General features: G+C 41.7%; 24 protein-coding genes. 7 read left to right on the top strand and 17 right to left on the bottom strand.

Going from position 1 to position 23,051, the window contains the following annotated elements:
* Positions 1-91: 91 nt before the first annotated feature.
* Together LZP46_RS02510 and LZP46_RS02505 are read left to right on the top strand one after the other, a co-directional pair.
* Positions 92-667 (top strand): xanthine phosphoribosyltransferase, encoded by a 576-nt coding sequence (locus tag LZP46_RS02510; RefSeq protein WP_070155258.1) that lies wholly within the window; start codon positions 92-94, stop codon positions 665-667.
* Positions 668-929: 262 nt separating this feature from the next.
* Positions 930-1,328 carry a hypothetical protein gene (locus tag LZP46_RS02505; RefSeq protein WP_070155254.1) on the top strand — a complete coding sequence of 133 codons (399 nt, stop codon included), beginning with the start codon at positions 930-932 and terminating at the stop codon, positions 1,326-1,328.
* A 61-nt stretch (positions 1,329-1,389) separates the two neighbouring features.
* Here LZP46_RS02505 and LZP46_RS02500 read toward each other — a convergent pair whose 3' ends face one another.
* On the bottom strand, positions 1,390-1,581 hold the full coding sequence (locus LZP46_RS02500; protein ID WP_236094589.1) for a hypothetical protein: 192 nt from the start codon (positions 1,579-1,581) through the stop codon (positions 1,390-1,392).
* 569 nt (positions 1,582-2,150) lie between these two features.
* Positions 2,151-2,747: an NAD(P)H:quinone oxidoreductase gene (wrbA, locus tag LZP46_RS02495; RefSeq protein WP_019836920.1), complete on the bottom strand. Its 597-nt coding sequence runs from the start codon at positions 2,745-2,747 to the stop codon at positions 2,151-2,153.
* 114 nt (positions 2,748-2,861) lie between these two features.
* Here wrbA and LZP46_RS02490 point away from each other — a divergent pair, with 114 nt between their 5' ends.
* On the top strand, positions 2,862-4,109 hold the full coding sequence (locus LZP46_RS02490; RefSeq protein WP_236094588.1) for a YihY family inner membrane protein: 1,248 nt from the start codon (positions 2,862-2,864) through the stop codon (positions 4,107-4,109).
* A gap of 163 nt (positions 4,110-4,272) precedes the next feature.
* Here the strand turns inward: LZP46_RS02490 and LZP46_RS02485 are convergent, their stop codons facing one another.
* From LZP46_RS02485 to LZP46_RS02460, 6 genes are all read right to left on the bottom strand, one after another.
* On the bottom strand, positions 4,273-5,196 hold the full coding sequence (locus LZP46_RS02485; protein ID WP_236094587.1) for a DMT family transporter: 924 nt from the start codon (positions 5,194-5,196) through the stop codon (positions 4,273-4,275).
* 162 nt (positions 5,197-5,358) lie between these two features.
* Positions 5,359-5,763, bottom strand: coding sequence for an ExbD/TolR family protein (locus LZP46_RS02480; RefSeq protein ID WP_236094586.1), 405 nt, complete (start codon positions 5,761-5,763; stop codon positions 5,359-5,361).
* Positions 5,763-6,386, bottom strand: coding sequence for a MotA/TolQ/ExbB proton channel family protein (locus tag LZP46_RS02475; protein ID WP_236094585.1), 624 nt, complete (start codon positions 6,384-6,386; stop codon positions 5,763-5,765). Before LZP46_RS02475 ends, LZP46_RS02480 begins: the two co-directional genes overlap by 1 nt.
* Positions 6,387-6,406: 20 nt before the next feature.
* The gene (locus LZP46_RS02470) at positions 6,407-7,198 is read right to left on the bottom strand and encodes an energy transducer TonB (protein ID WP_236094584.1); all 792 of its coding nucleotides are present in this window, start codon (positions 7,196-7,198) and stop codon (positions 6,407-6,409) included.
* Between the two features lie 256 nt (positions 7,199-7,454).
* A complete protein-coding gene (gene purU, locus LZP46_RS02465; protein WP_026438081.1) occupies positions 7,455-8,321 on the bottom strand; it encodes a formyltetrahydrofolate deformylase in 867 nt (288 codons plus the stop codon).
* A 100-nt stretch (positions 8,322-8,421) separates the two neighbouring features.
* Positions 8,422-9,114 carry a TetR/AcrR family transcriptional regulator gene (locus LZP46_RS02460; RefSeq protein WP_236094583.1) on the bottom strand — a complete coding sequence of 231 codons (693 nt, stop codon included), beginning with the start codon at positions 9,112-9,114 and terminating at the stop codon, positions 8,422-8,424.
* Between the two features lie 117 nt (positions 9,115-9,231).
* Here LZP46_RS02460 and LZP46_RS02455 point away from each other — a divergent pair, with 117 nt between their 5' ends.
* From LZP46_RS02455 to LZP46_RS02440, 4 genes are all read left to right on the top strand, one after another.
* Positions 9,232-10,680 (top strand): coniferyl aldehyde dehydrogenase, encoded by a 1,449-nt coding sequence (locus LZP46_RS02455; RefSeq protein ID WP_236094582.1) that lies wholly within the window; start codon positions 9,232-9,234, stop codon positions 10,678-10,680.
* Positions 10,681-10,842: 162 nt separating this feature from the next.
* Positions 10,843-11,079 carry a 50S ribosomal protein L28 gene (rpmB, locus tag LZP46_RS02450; RefSeq protein ID WP_000048256.1) on the top strand — a complete coding sequence of 79 codons (237 nt, stop codon included), beginning with the start codon at positions 10,843-10,845 and terminating at the stop codon, positions 11,077-11,079.
* 16 nt (positions 11,080-11,095) lie between these two features.
* Positions 11,096-11,251: a 50S ribosomal protein L33 gene (gene rpmG / locus LZP46_RS02445; RefSeq protein ID WP_004976146.1), complete on the top strand. Its 156-nt coding sequence runs from the start codon at positions 11,096-11,098 to the stop codon at positions 11,249-11,251.
* 157 nt (positions 11,252-11,408) lie between these two features.
* Complete coding sequence (locus LZP46_RS02440; RefSeq protein WP_236094580.1) at positions 11,409-13,124, top strand: cation:proton antiporter; 1,716 nt, start codon at positions 11,409-11,411, stop codon at positions 13,122-13,124.
* Positions 13,125-13,315: 191 nt separating this feature from the next.
* Here LZP46_RS02440 and LZP46_RS02435 read toward each other — a convergent pair whose 3' ends face one another.
* From LZP46_RS02435 to LZP46_RS02395, 9 genes are all read right to left on the bottom strand, one after another.
* Positions 13,316-13,594: a hypothetical protein gene (locus LZP46_RS02435; RefSeq protein ID WP_236094578.1), complete on the bottom strand. Its 279-nt coding sequence runs from the start codon at positions 13,592-13,594 to the stop codon at positions 13,316-13,318.
* Positions 13,595-13,697: 103 nt separating this feature from the next.
* Positions 13,698-14,201, bottom strand: a complete 504-nt coding sequence (locus tag LZP46_RS02430) for a DUF6586 family protein (protein WP_236094576.1) — start codon at positions 14,199-14,201, stop codon at positions 13,698-13,700.
* Positions 14,202-14,375: 174 nt separating this feature from the next.
* Positions 14,376-14,630 (bottom strand): RNA recognition motif domain-containing protein, encoded by a 255-nt coding sequence (locus tag LZP46_RS02425; RefSeq protein ID WP_004976139.1) that lies wholly within the window; start codon positions 14,628-14,630, stop codon positions 14,376-14,378.
* Between the two features lie 79 nt (positions 14,631-14,709).
* Positions 14,710-16,698 (bottom strand): ATP-dependent helicase, encoded by a 1,989-nt coding sequence (locus LZP46_RS02420; RefSeq protein ID WP_236094575.1) that lies wholly within the window; start codon positions 16,696-16,698, stop codon positions 14,710-14,712.
* A 158-nt stretch (positions 16,699-16,856) separates the two neighbouring features.
* Complete coding sequence (locus tag LZP46_RS02415) at positions 16,857-17,612, bottom strand: hypothetical protein (protein ID WP_179994968.1); 756 nt, start codon at positions 17,610-17,612, stop codon at positions 16,857-16,859.
* 173 nt (positions 17,613-17,785) lie between these two features.
* The gene (gene topA, locus LZP46_RS02410) at positions 17,786-20,425 is read right to left on the bottom strand and encodes a type I DNA topoisomerase (protein ID WP_236094573.1); all 2,640 of its coding nucleotides are present in this window, start codon (positions 20,423-20,425) and stop codon (positions 17,786-17,788) included.
* Positions 20,426-20,458: 33 nt separating this feature from the next.
* The gene (locus tag LZP46_RS02405) at positions 20,459-20,908 is read right to left on the bottom strand and encodes an ammonium transporter (protein ID WP_236094571.1); all 450 of its coding nucleotides are present in this window, start codon (positions 20,906-20,908) and stop codon (positions 20,459-20,461) included.
* A 101-nt stretch (positions 20,909-21,009) separates the two neighbouring features.
* Complete coding sequence (locus LZP46_RS02400) at positions 21,010-22,017, bottom strand: PIN domain-containing protein (protein ID WP_236094569.1); 1,008 nt, start codon at positions 22,015-22,017, stop codon at positions 21,010-21,012.
* A gap of 16 nt (positions 22,018-22,033) precedes the next feature.
* Positions 22,034-22,999: a hypothetical protein gene (locus tag LZP46_RS02395; protein ID WP_236094567.1), complete on the bottom strand. Its 966-nt coding sequence runs from the start codon at positions 22,997-22,999 to the stop codon at positions 22,034-22,036.
* Positions 23,000-23,051: the final 52 nt, after the last annotated feature.

The following is a 23,051-nucleotide window of genomic DNA, read 5'->3' as shown; positions in this document are numbered from 1 at the left end:
TCACCCTTTGGTAAATTCTTCTTGCATTTTTTCAGGTGCTTTTTAAAATACGCTTTTGCTTTAAAAAGCACCTGCCCTTGAGGATTCTCCCGTGCATGCACTAGAACAGAAAATTTTAGCCGAAGGTATCGTTCTATCCGAAGCGGTTCTAAAAGTCGATTCTTTCTTAAACCATCAAATTGACCCAGTGATGATGCAGCAAATTGGTCAAGAATTTGCGCGCTTGTTTAAAGATGCAGGCATCACCAAAATTATTACTATCGAAGCTTCTGGCATTGCGCCTGCAGTAATGGCAGGTTTAGAACTTGGCGTACCTGTCATTTTTGCACGTAAATATCAATCGTTAACCTTAAAAGATGATTTATACCGCTCTAAAGTATTTTCATTTACCAAGCAAACTGAGAGTACGATTGCCATTTCAAACAAACATATTAGCGCTAGCGACAAAGTCTTGGTAATTGATGACTTTTTGGCAAATGGTCAAGCTGCACTCGGTTTAGCAGATTTAATCCATCAAGCCAATGCACAAGTCGTGGGTATTGGGATTGTGATTGAAAAGTCATTCCAGCCGGGTCGTGAATTATTGCTTGAAAAAGGCTATCGCGTTGAATCATTGGCACGAGTAAAGTCTTTGGCAAACGGTACAGTTGAATTTGTACGCGATTAAGGTCGATGAAAACTGATGTTGGTTCATCATTTAAACCCGATGATCAAAGAGTGCTTAGGCGCTCTTTTTTTTATGCTTTTTTTAAACTTAAACAACTCATTTACATATATTTTATTTACAAAATAGCCGTGCTACGCCATTCTGCACTTGAAATAACAGTGATTCAGCAGTCTAGTTTTTCTGATTGCTGCTCTAGACAGCACTTTTTAGATCGTCTGCGTGCATTGATGCATGCGGCATGAGCATAAGGCAATTTACAGTCATGACACAAGACAATCCGTTGATGCAACACAGTATCACCTGTCCGAAATGTGGTTCAACTCAAGTTGAAAAACGCAACCATGAACAAAACTTACAAAAAATTGGTGGCGTATTATTAGGCTCTGCAGGTACGGCAGCAGGTACAGTAGGCGGCGCAGCTTCAGGAGCTTCTATTGGTGCGGCAATCGGTACTGCCGCAGGACCATTGGGCGTAATTATGGGCGGCACGATTGGCACGTTTGTCGGGGCAATTAGTGTGGGAATCACAGGCGGTTTTCTTGGGCATCGCTTTGGTAAAAAAGCAGGTGTAATTGTCGATCAGAATATTTTTCTGGATTTTCAATGCCTCAAGTGCAAACACCGCTTTAAAGAAAAAATTCAAACAGCCAAGCCACTCTAAATAGCCCTAAATCAATTTCAAAAAAATGCTGCACATGGCAGCACTTTTTGATTACATCTTTTTATTTTGCAGTACTGCTTGCAGAAGTCATCACAGTTTTTTCTGCCGCTAAATACTGTGCTTCCGCAGCTTGTTTTTCAATACGTTGTTCTTCTGGAAAGCTCAGAGTATGCACAATTTCAGTCGCTGCAACACTCGACCATGAATATCCTAAACTCAATAGAGCTAACCCAATCAGCACCCACTTATTCATTTTCACTTTTCCTCAATCTCTCATTTTTACAGCAGTCCGTTGTGCTCAATACATTAGGGTCTGTTGACAATTCGTCTATGTTTGCGGCATGAGAGATATATCTCGCAAGGTTTTTTAGCTGATATAAGGCATGGGACAGGAAATTTAGTCATTCTAAATGACTGGCACATAACGCAATAGCAGCAAAAAATATGCTCGCCCCGAAAGGCTGTGGCTAAAACTTTCTCAGATTGCGTTATGAAACTTAGCAATAATCTCGCTATTCCTTGCGTTTCATGCCTGATCTGCTCAGTTTTAGCCTACAGCGCAAGCCATTTATGAAATGTCAACAGACCCTAGCCTGCAAAAAAATGCTGCGTGAACCGTGACAGAAAACTCTGCTTTTAAAGCGGTGATTAGACCTGAAAAGAGAAAAACTCAATATCACTGCAAATGGTGATTTTAGGTGAAAAGTGAACTTCTTTTTTAGCAGGCTCAATGCTACATAAGCCAATCAAATTCAAGTACAAAAGATAAAAGCGTAAAATGACATCCACATTTTACGCTTCATCTTGATTGAAGAAAGAATCTCAGATCCCCTGTAATTTTTTTACCATTTCGCCTAAACGTTGTCCTTGGGCTTCACACAGTATTTTTTCATCCTGACTCAAAGCCTGATCGTGGCGTGGGCCGCTCACATGCGTAGCACCATACGGAGTGCCGCCCGTTTTCGTATTCGATAAAGCAGGATGTGCATTATGCAGTCCCATAATCATCATCCCGTGGTGAAACAATGGCGGTAACATGGTCAATAAGGTACTTTCCTGTCCCCCATGCATCGAACCCGATGAGGTGAAAACACAGGCAGGTTTATTGTGCAAGGCGCCATTCAGCCAAAGACTGGTGGTTTGATCCCAGAAATATTTCATTTCTGATGCCATATTGCCAAAGCGTGTAGGCGAACCCAAAGCCAAACCTGCACAATTTGCTAGGTCTTCTAAAGTGCAATAAATATCACCTTCGGCAGGAATACTTGGCTCGGCTTGTTGCACCACTGTAGAGATATTGGGCACAGTTCTAATTTTAACGGGCATGCCACTGGCTTCTACCCCGTTGGCAATTAAATGTGCCATTTCTTTGGTAGAACCATATTTACTAAAGTACAAAACTAGAATATATGCTTGCATCATGCTAAGAAATCAGACTAAAAATGAAAACTATACGGTATTTTGCTGCTTTTTTGGTTAAGCTTAACCATGAAAACAGATAAAGATGATTAAAAAAGTTGAGACAGCCACTGTATGATCGTTGAATATTTAAAGAAACTGCCTTTTTATGACAAACAATGGTTTCAATTTGTCTTATTTGTGCTGCGTCGCTTTGAAGCAGATCGCTGCCGTGAACAAGCAGGCTCTTTAACCTACACTACCCTGTTTGCCGTTGTACCCATGCTCACTGTGTTTTTGGTGATCATCTCATCCATTAAGGCACTCGAACCCGCACGGCAACAATTACAACAATTGATTTACAGCAATTTTTTACCTAAAACCACCATCGCCTTTGATAAAGCCCTAAATGCCTTTACCGACAAATCCAGTAATTTAACTATCATCGGGATTTTGTTTTTATTTGTGACCACGGTGATGATGCTGACTAGTATTGAAACTGTGTTTAACCGAATATGGCGGGTGAAGGAAACTCGTGGCGGCATTGTGGGTTTTATGCGTTATTGGACCATCATTTCATTAGGCCCTATTTTACTGGGCAGTGCTTTTGTCATTTCCTCAACTTTGGCTTCTATGAATGTGCTGAGTAATAACTTTGCAGGTTATGAACTCAATGGTGCATTTATTTTATGGCTGATTTCATTTGCACTGACCATTTTGGGTTTTTTTATTCTGAACTGGACCATTCCCAACCGCAGCGTACCCATTAAAGCAGCATTAATTGCAGGAATATTCAGTGCTGTTGTATTTGAATGTTTGAAAAACCTGTTTGGTTTTATTATGTCCAACTTCACCAGTTATGAAATTATTTATGGTGCATTTGCTGCCGTACCTATTTTCTTACTGTGGATTTTTCTGTCTTGGAATATTGTGCTTTTGGGTGTTGAAATTAGTTTTGCCCTGACCGCTTTTGAAGCCAGACGCGAGAAAAAATGCCACCCGTTGCTCATGTTACTGGACTTGCTGGAATTGTTTTATAAAAAGCAAATGCGCGGAGAAAGTGTCTCTGAAGCTGAAGCGCTGCATGTATTGGGACATAACGAAATCGGCCGCTGGCCGTCTTATGTGCGAATGCTAGAACAACAAAACTTAATTAAACGTACAGAAAATGATGAATTTGTATTGGTGCGTAATCTATCTCAGGTAGATTTTTGGAGCTTTTATTCACAGTTACCGTATTCGTTGCCACGTCGTAAGGACTTGACCAATGTTTATACTCATGATGAATGGATGCAAAAACTCGGCCCCATACTCAATGAAACCGATGAATATTTAGCTGCCAAGTTGTCGATTCCGCTTTCTAAGATTTTTGAAACGAAGTAATTGCTCATCTAGAACATTTCAATTTTTTGGCACAAATCCTCTTCAAGTTTAGGTGTGCAGTCCCCTCAGTCGCTTGAAGATGGTTTGTGTTTGATTGCAGATAAAGTCGATAAACCACAACCAAGCAAACTCAAGCGAAAGCCACAAAGCTTATTGCTTTGCTTTATCTGAGTTTTGTTTTAACCCAACCTTGAGCATTCACCATCAACATACCAAGCATGACCAAAACAGCCCCAAACATAAAGCTTTGGCTCAAGCTTTCATTCAACAACCACACACCAAATAATACGCCAAATAATGGCGTTAAAAATGAAAACACACCTAAACTGGATGCCAAATATTGTTTCAGCAGCCAAAACCAAGCGAGATAGCTCATAAACGAAATCAATACTGCATGAAAAATCAAACTGCCTATGGTTAAGGCTGTCCAATGAATTTCGGCCTGCCCCATCCACCAAGCCATCGGCAGTAAAATCAAAAAACCACCCATCAATTGGTAAAACAAGGTTTGTGTTGCAGGTGCTTCCGATAAACGACTTAGACGTACCGCCACCGTTGTGGCTGCCCAAAGTATGCCTGCACTCAGCGCAAGTAAGTCGCCAAAAAGCATGTGGCTAAAGTTTTGGTGAGTCTCTTGTTGTACAGTATCACGCCATAAAAAAGTCACTGCTATGCCAGCAAAAGACAACAGAATCCCGCCCCATTGCAAGCAAGATAAACGCTCTGCAGGGAGTTTCCAGTGCAGTGCTAAAGCCACAAAAATAGGCGCGGTATACAGTAAAACCACCACATGCGACGCAGATGTATATTGAATCGCCTGCCCTAACATAAAAAATTCTGCAGCAAATAAAATACCCACCAATACGCCTGCAGGCAGATATTCAGTCGAAGCCCATTGTGTATTTCTTGCAAGCAACAACAAAGGCAACACCATCACAGCAGACAAACCTGAACGGAGTGCCAATTGCATCAAGGGTGCAATATCTACTGCAGCAACTTTTAGCACCACTTGTTGCAGCCCCCAAAACACACACAAAATCAGCATCATACTGCTGGCTTTTGCATCAAGTGCTTGGCGTGAACTCATGGCTGAACCTGATCTGAGATAAAAATAGAGTTGAAAGTAAGCCGCGGACTCAATCTAAATCTTTTAGATCGTCAACATTGCTGTACGTGAGGCGTTTTGGCATTATGCGCGACTTTGCATAAAAAAAGCGACCTAAAAAGATCGCTGATTTTAAATATTAAGTTAATCGTCTGTTGCGAAAGCAATATCACTGAGTCCAGCTTCACTCGCACGTGACATCACTTGCGCTACAGTATCATAACGCGATTCTTTATCGGCTCTTAATACCACTGTTGGTTGCTGTGCTTGCTGACTAGCGTTGTTAAAGCGGGTTTGCAATTCATCTAAGCTAATAATTTGATCATCCCACGCCACTTCACCCTTGGCATTAATACTGACCTGAATTTGCTCAGGGGGTAAATCGACAATCTCTGCAGTCGTTTGCGGCAAGGTCAATGGTATAGATGGGTTGGCAACGGTCGCTGTCACCAAAAAGATGATCATCAATACCAACATAATGTCGATCAGGGGAATGAGGTTCATCTCATTCATGCCTGAGTCGTTGTCTTCACCCAATTGAAAAGCCATTAAACCTGACCTCCGACTAAGCTTTGCTGTGTCGCATTCACTTCAGTTTTTTGCACAGAAGAATCTTGTTGCAACATGGTGTCAATCAGCAAACTATGTGCATGATCTTGCAAGTTTGTTGATAAGGTACGGTTTACACGCGAGCAAATGTTATAAGCAATCACGGCAGGAATCGCGACCGCCAAACCGAAGCCTGTCATAATTAACGCTTCACCAACAGGTGTTGCCACTTGGGCCAATCCCGCCTGACCGCTTTTTCCAACTGCAACGAGCGCATGGAAAATACCCCAAACTGTACCAAACAAACCCACAAACGGTGCTAATGAGGCAATTGTACCCAGTACCGCTACGCCTTTTTCTGCCGATGCTTTTTCTACCGAAATTTGACGCAATAAGGCTTGTTCAGCAACCGCTTTACGCTGCTCAAAATTTAAGTGTGCCAATTTTGCTTTCAGTTGATTTAAAGCTTGTGACAGTTGAGCATAAGCTTGTTGCTTCAATTGACGCGTGCCCATCAAACGCAATGCGAAGATGGTCCATGTCGCAATCGACATCGCCAATAACACGAAATACAGCGTTTTGCTGACTGCATCTGCATGTTGCCAATAGACGGAAAAGTTCATACTCGAACTCCTGTTGAAGGTTAGCCGTTAGGGTTCAATGTCAATTCAAAAGGCTGCTCAGCACGAATTGGATAAGCCACGCCATTTTCTTTGTACGGTTTGAATTTTGCACTACGCACTGCGCGTAAAATCTTTTGATCTAAAGCAGGTAAACCACTAGAACGCGTAATTTGTGCATCGGTAATCACGCCTTTTTCATTGGCTTCAATCCGAACCACCACGTTACGGGTTTCTCCCTGTAAATCACGGTTACTATAAGTTGGTTTTGGTGAACGACTCCATTGCACCCCTGAACCGCCAATCGACACTGTTTTAGGAGCAGAAGGTGCGACAGGAGCAGGTGCTGGCGCAACAGGTACAACTGTCGGTTTCGGTGTGGGCTGTACCACTTTAGTTTCAGTCACCGTTGCTACAGGTGCAGGTTGCACCACTCGCTCGACAGGTTTTTCAATGGGTTTTGCCACAGGCTTAGGCACTTCAGCTTTTTTCACCTGCTGCACTTTTTCTACTTTTTTCGGTGGCGGTGGCAATGGTTTTTCTACCACAGCCACTTCTTTTACAGGCTGTGGCTTATTTTTTTCAGGTTGTGGTTCAGCTTTTGGTTGTGGTGGTAACGGTTTAGGCTGTTCTTGAATTTTTACAAAGCGGACTTTTAAAGGTTCTTTTTCTATTGGCTTTAAGCTTGGGGTTTGCATCTGTCCCAATGCCCACAATGCGCCCAAGTGCCCCAATGCAACCACGACTAAAGCTGTTACAACTTTCTTTTTCATAGTGTGGGATATATGCATCATAGCGTTGGGAGATTGGTTCATTAAAGTCAGCGACCTTGGAAAGCTATTGCCAAACCATCACAGCTTATACGATCAAACTGATCGGTTAGCACAATTAAAGTAACGCAATAATAAATGAGAAGTGTTTTCATTTGCAACTACTTTTTAATAACAACCGTGAATTATCCATTAAATTTACGATTAAGAAATAGCTAAATCAAATGTTATAACATTACAACCATACCATAAAAAAACATGCCATGACGGCATGTATTAATTGTTTTAAATGGCTTTTACCTTATTGAAATACAACAGTTTTGTTGCCATCTACAATAATACGGTCTTCCAAATGCCATTTAACTGCACGTGCCAGTACATTACGTTCCACATCCTGCCCTAATTCACGCAGTTGATCTACCGTAAAGTCGTGGTTTACACGTTCAACATCTTGTTCAATAATCGGACCTTGATCTAGGTCTGCCGTTACATAGTGCGCAGTTGCACCAATCAGTTTTACGCCTTTTTCATAAGCTTGTTTATATGGGTTTGCACCGACAAAAGCAGGCAGGAATGAATGGTGAATATTGATCACTTTCATTTCCCATTTAGATACAAACTCTTCATCTAGAATTTGCATATAACGCGCCAATACCAATAAATCATTGCCTTGCATCAATTCATCAATTTTAGCGTAAGCTTCACGCTTATTTTCTTTATTCACAGGTACAACTTCAAACGGAATACCAAAATTTTCTACCGCTTCACGCAAGGTGTCATGATTGGACACCACTTTGGTAATTTCACAGGGTAAACCACCACGTGCATGACGCCATAACAACTCCAGTAAAGCATGATCTACTTTAGACACCAAAATGCCGACTTTTTTCACATCGCTGACCAAAGCCAAACGCCATTGCATTTCATAACGCTCTGCTACGTTGGAAGCAAAGGTTTGCAATAAGCTTTCTTTACGACTTTGCAAGTGATCCAGTTCAAACTCAACCCGCATGAAATAACGCCCGCCCTGAGCTTCTGTTGCGTATTGATCAAGCGCGGTAATGTTGGCTCCTTGATGATACAAAAAGCTCGATACAGCCTGCACAATACCAGGCTTATCTTCACAAGTAATCAGTAAACGTGCAGTATTCGCAGTCGTCATATTCATGTTGTTTTTAGTCACTACTTGGTTAAATTGAAAAACAAGCCGAGTATTCTAGCGCGTTTCTCAGACATTCTAAATAGGTATTCGCAGTCACTTAGCCGGCTTAAGTATTTTTACTGGATGATAAACTCTCAAACAGTTCAGATGTACCTAGCGTTTCAAGTAAACGCTCATAAGTTGCACGACTTTCACCACGTAAATACGCCCCTTCAAGGAACAGCATTTGACGTAAAGCCTGCCAAATCCATTTTTCTTCCAAGTGGTTTGAATCGGTAATATGTCCCGACATATATAAGAAGTTAGTCCAGTTGGTCAGTACAATCCAAATATTGATAATCAAAGCTTCAATTTCGGACTCGGTCATTTGCATCAGACCCGCATTCACAAAAGCCTGATAAATTTTCTGTCCCTGCTGCATAACTTGTCCTGCAAAACGAGGATACATCTTACGGAAATCTTCATTGGTTTCGACCAAATGATAGACATCGCGATGCAAAAAACGATAGGCCCATAACTGACTGCTGAGCACCTGAAAATAACGAATTTTATCGTTAGCATCCAAAGCGCGGCTTTCAGGCAGGGCTAGCATTTCCAAGGTTTCCTGCTGATATTGCTCCATTAACTCTTTAATGATTTCGTTCTTATTGCGAAAATGGTAGTACAAATTTCCTGGGCTCATGCCCAACTCAGCCGCAATATGATTGGTTGTAACTGAACGCTCACCACGCTCATTAAACAATTTCAAACTCAATTGCAAAATACGCTCTTTGGTTTTCAACGTTTTGGTTTGAGACATCCTAAAAACAACCATTCTTTAAATTTGAGGGGGCATGAAAACATAAAGTCACTTGACTGATTAGAGTAAATACTCTAAAAACTAACTTATATTGCTTTTATTGAATGGTAACATGCCATGAACAGTCAGACAAAAACAACTTCAATGACCCCACATTCACCCGATTTACAACGTCTGGATGATATTTTGGCATTGCAGAAATATGCTTATCAGCGCAATCCAGTACCTAGTGCCAAAGAACGCATTGAACGTTTAGCCCGTTTAAAACGTGTGATTGTGAAATATCAGGATCAATTTGCTGAAGCCATTAACCGTGACTATGGCAACCGTGCCATTGCCGAAACTCAAATTGGCGAAGTACTTACCTGCTTGGAACATATCAAATATTACAGCAAAAACCTGGCCAACTGGATGAAACCCTCTAAACGTCAGGTCGGAATCATTCACCAACCTGCAAAAGCATGGGTACAGTATCAGCCTTTAGGGGTGATTGGCATTATTACGCCATGGAACTACCCTCTACTGTTGTCTTTAGGTCCTCTGATCTGTGCTTTGGCTGCGGGCAACCATGCCATGATCAAAATTTCCAGTGCTTCTGCACATTTTGGCAAGGTATTGGAAAATGCAATGAGTGAAGCATTTCCGCAAGAATTGGTAGCGGTAATCAATGGTGGCGGTATTATTTCCGATGCGTTCTGTCATTTGCCTTTTGACAAAATTATTTTCACAGGCTCTACCGAAGTTGGCAAAACTGTAATGGCTGCCGCGTCACAAAACCTCGTGCCTGTCATTTTAGAATTGGGTGGAAAATCCCCTGTTTTGGTGCATCCATCTAGCGATATGGTCGATGTAGCACAGCGTATTGCTGTAGGTAAACTCTGGAATGCAGGACAAACCTGTGTTGCACCCGACTATATGTTCTTGCCTAAAGGCAAAACTGCCGAGTTTATGGAGCATTTCGAGCAGTTTGTGACCGAAATGTATCCTCATATTCGTGATAACCAGGATTACACATCTATTATTAATGACAAACAATATCGTCGCTTACAGGGCTATTTAGAAGATGCACGTGAGCGAGGTGCCAATATTATTGAAATTAATCCACAAAGTGAAAATGTGGCTGCATCCCGCAAAATGGCACCAACGATACTCACTAATGTCAGTCCCGACATGCAAATTATGCAAAATGAGATCTTTGGACCAGTCCTGCCAATCTTAGAATATGAACAAATTGATGATGTAATCGAGTTTATTAATAGCCGACCGCGTCCTCTTGCTTTATACTATTTCGACTTTGATCAGGCGCGTGCCGACTATGTCGCACAGCGAACCCATTCAGGGCATTTCGGACTCAATACTGTATTGACCCACGTTGCTCAAGATGACTTACCGTTTGGGGGTGTTGGTGCATCGGGTATGGGGAAATATCACGGTCCAGAAGGTTTTTTCAGCTTGTCTCATGAACGTTCGGTAATGTCTAATCCTAAGCTATACAGCTTAAAGTTCATTCTCCCCCCATTTGATAAGCCGATTCATCGATTGATTTCGAAGACGCTTCTTCGTTAACTGATCAAGGCATGAGCTATCAAACAGGCTCATGCTGTTTTTGAAGAAAATCGCTTGTCTTTTAAGCGTATTTTTGATATAAAACGCCCCTTGAATGAATTCATCCGTTTTTTTTGACTGGCCATACAGATTTGCTGTTGGCTAAATCAATGGAGTTACACCATGTCTAAGGTTTGCCAAGTTACCGGCAAGCGTCCAGTCGTTGGTAACAACGTCTCACACGCCAACAACAAAACTAAGCGCCGGTTCGAGCCGAACCTGCACCACCACCGCTTCTGGTTAGAAAGCGAAAAACGTTTCGTACGTCTTCGTTTAACTACTAAAGGTATGCGTATTATCGACAAATTGGGCATTGAAAAGGTTGTTGCTGACCTACGTGCTCAAGGTCAAAAGATCTAAGTAAGGAGTCAGGACAATGCGTGATAAGATTCGCTTAGTTTCTACAGCTGGTACAGGTTATTTCTATACCACGACTAAAAACAAACGTACTATGCCGGAAAAAATGGAAATCAAAAAATTTGATCCAAAAATCCGTCAACACGTAGTTTTCAAAGAAGCTAAAATCAAATAATTTTAGCTTTTTTAAAAAACGACCTTATTCAGGTCGTTTTTTTTGCACTTTTTTTGCCTGACTTGTTAAAATTTCCTCGCTTTCTTTTTTGGCACTGTTTGTGCTTGTCTTACTTCAATCTTATGACCACCCCTTCACCATGGCTTAGGAGTTTCTCGTGCCTCATGATGTAGAACTCATCATCTTACTTGCCGTTGGTTTTAGCTTAGCACTGGTATTTGGCTATATTGCTGCGCGCTTACGTCTTCCACCACTTATGGGCTATTTGATTGCAGGTGTCATCATTAGTCCCAACACACCGGGCATTGTGGCAGATATCCATTTAGCCAACCAATTAGCAGAACTTGGGGTCATGTTCCTCATGTTCGGCGTGGGCATGCACTTTTCCCTGAATGATCTCATGCAAGTCCGACGCATTGCCCTACCCGGTGCAATCCTACAAATTGCAGTGGCGACTTTATTGGGTGTGAGTGTGTCGATGATGTGGGGCTGGAGCTTTGGTCCTGCGCTCATCTTTGGCTTAAGCCTGTCCTGTGCCAGTACCGTTGTTTTGCTCAAAGCCTTAGGAGATCGCGGCTTGCTCGACTCCGTGAACGGTAAAATTGCCGTAGGTTGGTTATTGGTTGAAGACTTGGTGATGGTCTTGGCCTTGGTACTGCTTCCCGCAACAGCCGTATTACTGGGTGGACAAGCCATTGAAGGTGCAAATGATGAAAATATCTGGCTAACTTTGGGGCTAACCTTACTTAAGGTATCAGGCTTCATTGCCTTTATGCTCATTGTGGGCAAACGCCTTGTGCCCTTTATCATGCAAATTGTGGCACGTTTAGGCTCAAGGGAACTGTTTACCCTAACTGTAGTTGCAGCAGCGGTATCAATTGCCTTTGGTGCCTATAAAGTCTTTGGCGTATCGATGGCGCTCGGTGCATTCTTTGCAGGTATGGTGGTGAAAGAGTCTGACTTTAGCCATCGTGCCGAAGAAGAAACTCTTCCACTACGTGAAATTTTCTCAATCCTGTTCTTTGTAGCCGTGGGCATGCTGTTTGATCCACGTATTTTAATTGAAGAACCGATACACGTACTGGCTGTGGTCGCCATTATTATGGTGGGTAAAACCATTGCGGCAATGGCGTTGGTGCTGTTCTTCCGCTACCCACTCAACACGGCCTTAACTGTAGGTGCAAGCTTAGCGCAAATTGGTGAGTTTTCCTTTATTTTGGCAACCTTAGGCGTATCGCTACAACTGCTGTCACTAGAAGGACAAAACCTAATTTTAGCAGGTGCGCTCATTTCAATTACCCTCAATTCCTTTGTTTTTTCTGCGATTGAGCCTGTGCAAAACTGGATTCGGGAACGTTCTTATTTGGCGCGTTTGCTCGAACGTAGCAGCGACCCTTTAGCGATGTTGCCCGATGAAGTCTCACAGGATTATTTACGAGATCAGGTGGTGATTGTTGGACATGGTGAAGTCGGACGCCGCATTACCAAAAATCTCATGGCTGAGAATATTAAGGTCGTGATTGCAGAAGAGAACCGTGAAATTGTCGAAGACTTACGTGAAAAAGGTATTGCTGCGGTCAGCGGGATTGCCACAGAAGCAGGTGTACTGATTCAGGCACATATTCAACATGCTCGACTGCTCGTTCTCTCGCCTATGGATATTCTGGATATTCATAAAATTGTGGATATTGCCAAAACCCTAAACCCAGAAATTCAGGTTTTGGTGTGCGCAGAAAGCAAAGCTGAAGCAGAAGTGATTCGTAAGGACAACATTGGTGAAGTGTATTTTGCCAAAGAAGAAATGGCGAAAAATATGAGCAATTATATTTTAAATCAAATTGAAATTGCCCATCATCAACCACCAACGCATTAAGCATCAATCATCTAAAACCCATAGACAAAATCACAAAAAGCGCACTATTTGAGCTGCGCTTTTTTTGTTGATGTATAGTTTGGCTTTCATTGTGTTGATGAAAAACTATCTAATAATGTCCATGATTTTAACCAAAGCAGATAGACAATCTATTCATTAAAGATAGCTCATCACCGAAAGACCTTTTGGGATTAACTCATAAATTGCGGCTGTTCATCTACAATTTCGGCATGCCATTCGTTGACTTGTTTTTCCAATAAGCCAAATAATGCCGCTTGAATCATGTGCTGTGCAACAACCGCCGTCTGATCGCCCAATATGGCTTTGACGTCTTCATTGAACTCGATTTTGACCAATGGCTCTTTCTCAGAGCCTGCATTACGCAATGCCAACACACCACCTTCAAGCTGAACCAACTCTAAAATTGCTTCCTGATTACCAAATAATTCTTTCAATTGCTCTATAGACATATATCCTCCATGCTGGACATGGTGGCAAAGGCGCTTGCTCTTTGCATCGTTCAGAATATTTATATCGGGCTGATCAAAAATTTTTCAAGGGCTATTGGTCGGCTTAAAATTCCACCATTTCATTGCGAAAACCATCAATCAACTGGGTTAAATCACGATGCCACTCGCGCAAAATTTTCGTATCTGGTAGCCATGCTTGCGGAGATTGTGTGACTTTAATAATTAAATTAGATGACGTTTCATGTTCAGGCTCTGGTGCACTCGGCTCAGGTGTGTACTGACATAAACGATACGCGCGTTTTAACTCTGCAATAAAGCCCGATTTGCTCAGTTGCTGCAAAATCGCCACTTCAGGGGAAATCTGTCCTTTGGCTGCCATCAGTTCTTCAATTGATTTAAGAGTTGGATTGCTGTCATTTAAACGATAATACCGTACCAATTCCTGCAAAAAAGCCAGTACGGCACCATTTAAATGAAACACCGCAGCTTCACGATGTGCCTGCGCTTGCTGAACATGCTCGGTTTGCTCTGCCTGCTGACATGAAAGACGGGCGAAATATAATTTCTGATTGGTACGATCTGCATGAAAGCGAGCAACACGGGACATGAGCCTTTCCTCAATTTAGCGTTCTAAGAAGCTTAGATTAAACCGATTTTGCTACAACGCCCAATAAAAAATACACTATTTTTACTGCGATAAAATCGCGCACCGATGCAGTGCCAATCTCGTGTTTTTTCTAAAATTTACGCATAAAAAAGGAGCACTTTTGCTCCCTTTGAACTATTTTGATGCAGGCTTATCTTCTGCTGCTTTGACACGTATTCCATGTCCATGCAGGCGCAAAGTGTTCAACGCTTTAATGGCTTTAACTGCTTCACGTGCATGTGGCATTTCCACAAATGCAAAACCTTTAGATTTTCCTGTTGCAGCATCCAACACCAAATTACAAGATTCTACAGTGCCATATTCCTGAAAAAGCTTTAACAATTCTTCTTCAGTAACAGTACGCTCTAAACTACGAACTAAAATTTTCATCTTACAACCTTAAAATAGGCAAAAAACATCAAAAAGCACTCGCCTACTCTACTTTTTGCAGGAAACCTTGTGGCATAGTTTAATCGAGATCAATGCCAAAATCTAAATTAATCGCTTGGCGTTCCACCAAGGCACTTTTCACAGTTTGCTGACGGGTATGCTGGTGGGTTTCCATCGCACACAACTGCCGTGTCAGATCATTCAAAAAATAACTGTCCAGTTTGCGCCCTTGTTCATCTACCGTATCACGCGCCCATAAATTAAAATTTTGCTTGGTTAAAATCAGTTCATTTTGGGCACGGGTCAAAGCCACGTACAGCACTCGACGTTCTTCTTCAATATCATCAAAACTGCCCTGCGCCCGTGCATGCGGGTACTGCCCTGCTGTCACATTCGCCACATAACAGACTTTTTGCTCCGTACCTTTGGCAGAGTGAATGGTGATTAAAGTGACCACATCGGTATCAGACTGGCGTTCAATTTCAGAAATAGACACAGGATCGAGCACATATTCTTCTAAAAACTCACTTAACTGCGCATGCTTACCCGCCAGTTGTTGCACCAACTGAAAATCACCCTGACGACGATTCCAGTCTTTTTTATAGTTATCTGCCAATTGTTCCTGAATAGCTTCAATGCCTAAACCGACGCAAGCTGCAACTTCATGTCGTAAGACATCCATTTGCTTCATGATCAATAACGTTTTTTCTGGCAAGCGTCCAAATTTTTCCAGCTTTTCAATCACCTGATCCATTGTCGGTTCAAGCAACAATTGCTGTGCCAACTTACTCGCACCGATATCGCCCACGCCATTCCATAAAGTGAGAAAACGCATCCACGCAATATCATCTAAAGGATTGGCAATAACGCGCAATAAACTAAGCAAGTCTTTTACATGCGCAGTTTCCAAGAGCTTCATGCCGCCAATAAAACGATACGGCACACTTGCCGCAATACAGGCAGCTTCAATATGTCGCGCTGCAAAACTTGAACGCACCAAGACCATGTGATCTGACCACGGCGCGCCTTGCAAGAAATGTCGCTCTTTAATATCAATCGCAATCCATTTGGCTTCATCAAATTCATTCGGGAAAATATGCATTTTGGGTTTGATGCCATCACCACGATGCGCCTGCAAACGCTTGTTATAACGAATCTCGCTTTGATCTAATAGCCAGTTAGATAAGTCTAAAATTTCCTGTGTAGAACGGTAATTTTGCTCTAATTTAAAAATTTGGGCGTTGGGTACACGCTCTGTAAAATGATGAATATTTTCAAAATCTGCACCACGGAAACCATAAATAGATTGTGCATCATCGCCCACACAAAACAGACTAACCCGATCTTTTAAGGGTTCAAGCAAAGCCCATTGCAAAGGATTGGTGTCCTGCATTTCATCGACCAAAAGATGCTGACAAATTGACGCGACATAATCGACCAGACCTTCAGACTGTGCCAATGCCGATGCCACCACAGCCAAAATATCGTCATAATCGAGAAAGCCTCGTGCGCGTTTACGGCTTTCATATTCCTGCATAATTTCAGCAATTTGATCTTTTAATGCCAAATATTCAGGCTGCTGTTTTTCTAAAGCCACACTCAGTTTTTGACGGGTATTCCGCGCAAAAGAATATAAATCACATAATTCTTGAGGCTTGGGTAACTGACTTGGATTTTTCTTATCATCTTTTCCGCGAATGAGGCGAAACATCATCAACTGATCATCACGATCAATAATAGAAAACTGCTCTAAGCCAAAAGCTTTAGGAATACGTCGTAACAGATACATACAAAAAGTATGAAAGGTCGAAGCACGTAAGCCTTTGGCTTGCTCACCCAATGCCAACTCCACCCGAGCGACAATTTCACTCGCCGCACGACGAGTAAAAGTCAAAATTTGAATTTGATTGGCTGGAATACCTTGATCTATCAAGTACGCTGCACGTGCCACAATGGTTTTGGTTTTGCCACAGCCTGCGCCAGCCAAGACCAGACTATGTTGATGTGCTGTCGTGGCTGCTTGTTTTTGTTGGGGATTCAATTCATCAATTAGGCTGGCTAAACTCATAGTGACTCATCGTACTGGGTGGATGAATAGTTTAACAGATCGGTTTAGGAATAAACCCATGAATATAAATGGCTCAATTCATACTCAAGTCATGCTCAAGCACATACTTTTACACAGGTTATATTGTGGAGATGTGGATAAGTGTATGCTTATCCACATTATTTCCAACCCAACTCTATGGCAGTGATTTCGTTAATACGTGTTTGTTGTAGCGATTCAGGCATTTTACTTTTGCTTTGCGAAAGTGGCACATAACCCGCCATTAGTTCAGCCTGTCGTTGTGGATATAACGGTTGCTGATTTGGGTCTGCATAACCAATCGGATAAATCGGTTGACCTGTGCTCAAATCATATTTATCTGTGGCGCCAAAAGTATGCAGTAATTCATGCACCATCACCATGGTATTGCGCTCACTGTGCGCAGCAGAAGCAAATAAATTCACCGAGCCAATTTTGCCTTTTTGCAAAGCGGTGGAATGTTTCAAAATTTGAGTTTGACTCGGATCATAATAATTCAGGTACAGCGTCACGGTTGCCGCACCATCACTGCTTTGTCGTTGCTGCCAAGCGTAAAAACGGAACTTTAAACTCCATAGTACGGTGCTCAGTAGCGATGCTTGCTCAGGCACTTTTGGTGGCAACTGCTTTAATTCTCGCCCCTGTTTGAAATAAAGCGCAATAGGTTGCCCACGATACTGCAAAGAAGCTTGTTTTAGATAGTCTTGAGCAGAATTTAAATTAGTGATATTTAATGTATTGATATAGTTTTGGGTATTTGATCGTCCATCGGCATTGATTGGATGTAACAATACGATGATGGGCTTATTCCAGTCTTGGTTCTGATCACGCCAAGCATTGACTGCAACAACCAGTAAAACCAGCAATAAGCATAAAATTCGGATTTTTTTCCACATACTTTAAATATCTTTAGGCAATCACTTTACCGAGTTTAATCTTATTATCTTTAAACTCGCCCCCCACATCGGATTAAGATTCACAAAACCTCTCTGTTTTTTATTTTTTCACATTTCAAATTATATGATTTAAAAAAATGCTGACCGAAGCCAGCATTTTGTAATTTGGATAATTAAGCCTCAACCCATTTACCATCTTTGTAAACCAATGACCATTTGGTTTGTTTGCCTTCAGGCGTTTCCGAACCAATATATTGCGCTTGATTCTTACGGCTGAATTTCACCAATGTTGGATTACCCTCTGGGTCTGTATCGGGTGCTTGCAAAATAAACTGATATTTCGGATCAAGCTGTTCTGCAACTGTACGCAATTCCGCGACTTTCGGCGCACGGGTTTCACGGACTTTCGGAAACTTGCTGGCTGCCAAGAACAAACCTGCTGCACCATCACGCAACACAAAGAAATCATCGTGTTTGGTTGAGCGTAAATGTTCCATTTTAATTGGATCAACACGCGGTGGCGCAGGCTGACCATTCTTGAGTACTTTACGTGTATTTTCACAACTGGTGCAGGCAAAATAAGGGCCAAAGCGACCTGTTTTCAACTGCATTTCGCCATCACACTTGTCGCACGGAATGGTTGGGCCATCATAGCCTTTAATTTTGAACTCGCCTTCTTCTAGCTCAAAACCTACACAGTCTGGGTTATTCCCGCAAATATGCAGTTTACGACCACCATCAATCACGTAACTATCCATAGCCGTTTCGCAAATTGGGCAGCGTTTTTTAGACATCAAATCTGCAGTTTCAGCGGCATCATCATCCGACAATGCGGCAAGCGACTCGACAGGAGTCAGGTTCAAAGTTCCCTTGCAACGTTCTTTTGGTGGCAAGTTATAACCTGAACATCCCAAGAATACCCCTGTTGTACCTGTACGAATCTGCATTGGACGCGAACATTCTTTACAATGCACTGCATCAACTTCTACAGGGAGATTACGGCGCATGCCTTGTTCGCCCTGTGCATTTGTCAAACGCTGTTTGAAGTCACCATAAAAACTGTTGAGTAAGTCTTTCCAGTCACGTTCACCATCTGCAACCTTATCTAGCTGACCTTCCAAGTCTGCTGTAAAGTCGTAGTTCATCAGATTATTAAAACTTTCATCCAGGCGGTCTGTAACAATCTCGCCCATTTTTTCGGCATAAAGACGACGGTTTTCTAGTTTGACATAACCACGGTCTTGAATGGTCGAAATAATCGCAGCATAGGTCGAAGGACGCCCAATGCCTTTTTTCTCCAGCTCTTTAACCAAGGAAGCTTCAGTAAAACGCGCAGGTGGTTTGGTAAAGTGTTGCGATGGATCAAGCTTTACTAATTTAAGAATTTCACCGACTTTAACTGCAGGCAGTAACACATCATCATCCGATTTGTTTTGCCCACGCACTTTAGTAAAACCATCAAAAACCAGCGTACGACCTTTGGCTTTTAACTCAACACCATTGGCATCCACTAAAATAGTCGATGACAAATATTCGGCTGGTGTCATTTGGCAAGCGACGAACTGACGCCAAATCAGATCATATAAACGCTGTGCATCGCGTTCTACACCCACTAAATTGTCGCCTTTAAGCGCAACATTAGATGGACGAATCGCTTCGTGCGCTTCTTGTGCACCTGCTTTATTGCCATATCGATTTGGTTTAGCAGGCAGGTATTTTTGACCAAACTCCGCTTCAATATGTGTACGTACCATATTGACCGCGTCATCACTCAGGAAGGTCGAGTCAGTACGCATATAGGTGATAAAACCTGCTTCATACAAACGCTGTGCCAGCATCATGGTTTTCTTGACTGAAAAACCAAGACGGGTACTCGCTGCCTGTTGCAGTGTTGACGTGATATACGGCGCACTTGGGTTGACTTTGGTCGGCTTATCTTCACGTGCAGATACGGTGTATTGCGCATCTTTAATCAAGTTCAGTAAAGCATCAGTTTCAGCTTTATTACGTAACTTGAGGGTTTTACCCGCTTGTTTAACTGCTTCTAGGCGAATGTCATCTTTTGCTGATTTAGTATCTGCAAAGACTTGCCAGTATTCTTCAGGTACAAAGGCACGAATTTCACGTTCACGTTCTACTACTAGCTTAACTGCAACTGACTGCACCCGTCCTGCCGATAAACCACGGGCAATTTTTTCCCAGAGCAGTGGCGAAATCATAAAACCTACCACGCGGTCTAAGAAACGGCGCGCCTGTTGGGCATTGACTTTGTTGGTATCTAAACGCGCAGGATGCTTAAAGGCTTCTTGAATCGCATTTTTGGTAATTTCGTTAAACACCACACGTTGATAACGTGAGTCATCTCCACCAATGACTTCTTTTAAGTGCCACGCAATCGCTTCCCCTTCACGGTCCAAGTCCGTTGCGAGATAGACTTCATCGACCTGCGATGCCAGTTTTTTTAATTCCGCGACAACATTTTCCTTGCCTGGCAGCACTTCATAATGTGCTTTCCAGTCATGTTCAGGATCAACCCCCATACGGTTGACTAATGCTTGTTGAGCTTTTTCAGCTTTCTGAGCCTCGGTCAGTTTGGTTCGGGTGGCGGTTTTCTTTTCTGTGGTTTTTGCGCTACCACTGGTTGGTAAATCACGAACATGACCAACCGAAGACTTCACAATGTAGTCCGAACCAAGATATTTATTGATTGTTTTCGCTTTTGCAGGCGACTCCACAATCACTAAGGCACGTTTGTGACCAGCTTCAGATTTGGCTGCAGTGCTTTTGGATGTGGACCGAGGAGCGTTCGCCATAAGTAACCGTATTTCCTATTTAATGGTTTAAAATTAACGTTCAGCCAAGCTATGTAAAAAGGCTTTCATCTCATCTAATTGAGTCGCGCGAAGATCGGCTTCTTCATCCCAATAGACTCCTACACAGTTTGCCTGCATATCAATAGCATAAATACCCTTTAATGCAATGGGTAAGTCTTGGAATTTATCATCACCATGTAGCAGCTCTAGCTTTTGATCTTTCACCAAAGCACGCATTAATGGTAAACGTGCATCGGCAATGAGTACGCTGTAATACGCCACCATTCTGGCACGTGATTCCGTAGCTTTCGGAATTTTTGTCCAATCAGGTGCAACCACCAAACGTGGATGTAGTCCCATTTTTCGGGCTTTTTCACGCATCAATCCCAAAGCTTTTTCTCTTGGGCTAACGCGCAAACCAAAAATAGAGCCCATCACAAAGATGATGATGGCAACGGCAACCCAAATTCCAGTATTTTCCATAGTACAACCTTTCTATTCTTATATTAGAGTTGCATAAGCACAATATAAAACGCAAGTACCACCGACTAAAATCAACTGGCTTTATCAGAAGCTTATACTGTTTATGACAAAACTTCCGTATTAGGTTGTTCCATCAAACTTGTCTGAATTATTGTTGTATTCAAACAAGTTTTGTCTAGACTTGCCCAAGCCTCAATCAAGGAATCGTTATATATTAGTTTAGTACTTTCTTGCTTAACAATATTTTGCTTTATTAAAATATTGATAAAGTCTTGAGCCAATTGCTGAGCGTTTAACTTTAATACAGATTGAATCGAATTCAGTAAACTATTTAATTTTGCAGGTTTATTTTTGCTAATTTTACTTAGATAATCACAATACTGTTTCACTCTTTGCAAGTGCGGCTTAATCTGAATTTCATCAACTGACGGTAAAGCTTTACTCAAAGCCTGTACCTCACCTTTTTCTCTAAATTTAAGAGCATCTTTCATCCGAGATAGCTCATAACTTACAGTCTGATCTTTAATTTGGATCAATTGATAATCTTTTAACTGCTCAATAATCTTTCTGGTATTGCTTGTATATCCTTTTAACCAAGACTTTAGAGCATTGTTTAATGAATTAAATTGTTTGGGTTGATTTTTTAAAAGTAATTGGATTGCAAACAGTAAAGGTTTCAGTTCATCAGAACTTAAATCAGTTTCTTGATTTATTAATTTGAACTCTTTGCTAGGTGAAGATAAGAGATCCCTTTTTAACTGTTGAGACTTAAAACCCATTACTGTCAATAAATCAACAATATATTCAATTTTCTTGTCATTAGACATTACATCAAATTCAACATTTGATTTATCCATTTGAATAGATAACTGACCAGCTAAGAAAGCTAATCCAAAATCTGCAGCATCTGGGCCAATCTTAGGCATTTTAATAAGAACAAGCTTTTTCTTGCTCACAAAATCAGAAAGCATCTGCAAACCATCTAAGCTTAAATTTATAGGTGATTTTGCATATACCAAATACACGAATTGATATTCAGATAAATATTTTAGAAGTTCTTTTTCTGATTTATGTAAATTTTCAATATCCAACAACAAGACTTTTTTCATACACTCTCACAATCTTTTAACTCAAGAACATTTCATGACTATATAGAACTTCATGTCCATTCCAATAAATATAGCCTTTTTCTATCAGTTCTTTTAGCAATAAACGAATATCAGATTTTGGAAATAACTGTTCCAGCAAATCACGCAATTCATAAATATCTTTCGGCTTTTCACCTTTTAGCTCACGTAATTTTTTGGCGACTTCCCATTGCACAGGGTCAATTTTGCTAAAGTTTTTAAATAAACTGTGCTGAGGATGTACCTCTGCAGTTTCAGTTTTCGCCGCGATTGTAGAAGTGACTGTCGCCTCTTGTGCAGATTCTTCCACTGCATCTAAGTCAATTTGCACCCACTGCTTCAGTACTTTTTTACGAAAGCTAATTTGCTCATCCACTCTCTTTACAATTTTCAGGCTCATCAACATGCCAACCACATGCTGCACTTTGTCTGCCTCAAGTTGCAAAATATTGGCAATCGAGTTTTTTAAAGCTTCTAAGTTGGTTGGCTTGCCTGACATTTTTGCCAACGCATCACAATACTTTTTTACCAATAGCAATTCAGGTTTGCTGCGGATTGCCGTTGGGCTTGGTAAACGATTTTTGTTTTTCCTAGACTGCGTTTCAGGCTGAATATGAATCAGGTGACAGGCAATTTCAGATGCTTGCAACATTTCCATTAAAACCTGAATACTGTCTGCCGCAGAAATCACTTCAACTTGTGTTTCTGGCTCTAGCAGTGCCATCAGTTGCCCCACCACCACCGCATATTCAAACTCTTTAAACTCTGCGCGCGGACTGTCTAAAATCATAAGCTGACCCGTACTGATCCAACCAGCGAGTTCAGTTAGATCCTGCAAATTATATTCAAATTTTCCTGCACAATTAAATAAATACACACTCGGATGATGCTCAATAATTTCTCGCAACAAAGTCGCGGTAGGCAGATTATTTTCAAGGTCAAGTAATACAACTTTAGAGGACATAAACTTTAGCGAACACAATAGGTTTAAAAGATTCAGGCACAGCAGCCGAGCA

The organism is Acinetobacter sp. SCLZS86, from assembly GCF_021560715.1.
In the GTDB taxonomy this organism is placed as follows: domain Bacteria; phylum Pseudomonadota; class Gammaproteobacteria; order Pseudomonadales; family Moraxellaceae; genus Acinetobacter; species Acinetobacter towneri_A.
The sequence above is the reverse complement of the archived record's forward strand: the minus strand, read 5'-3'. Positions and strand labels throughout refer to the sequence as shown.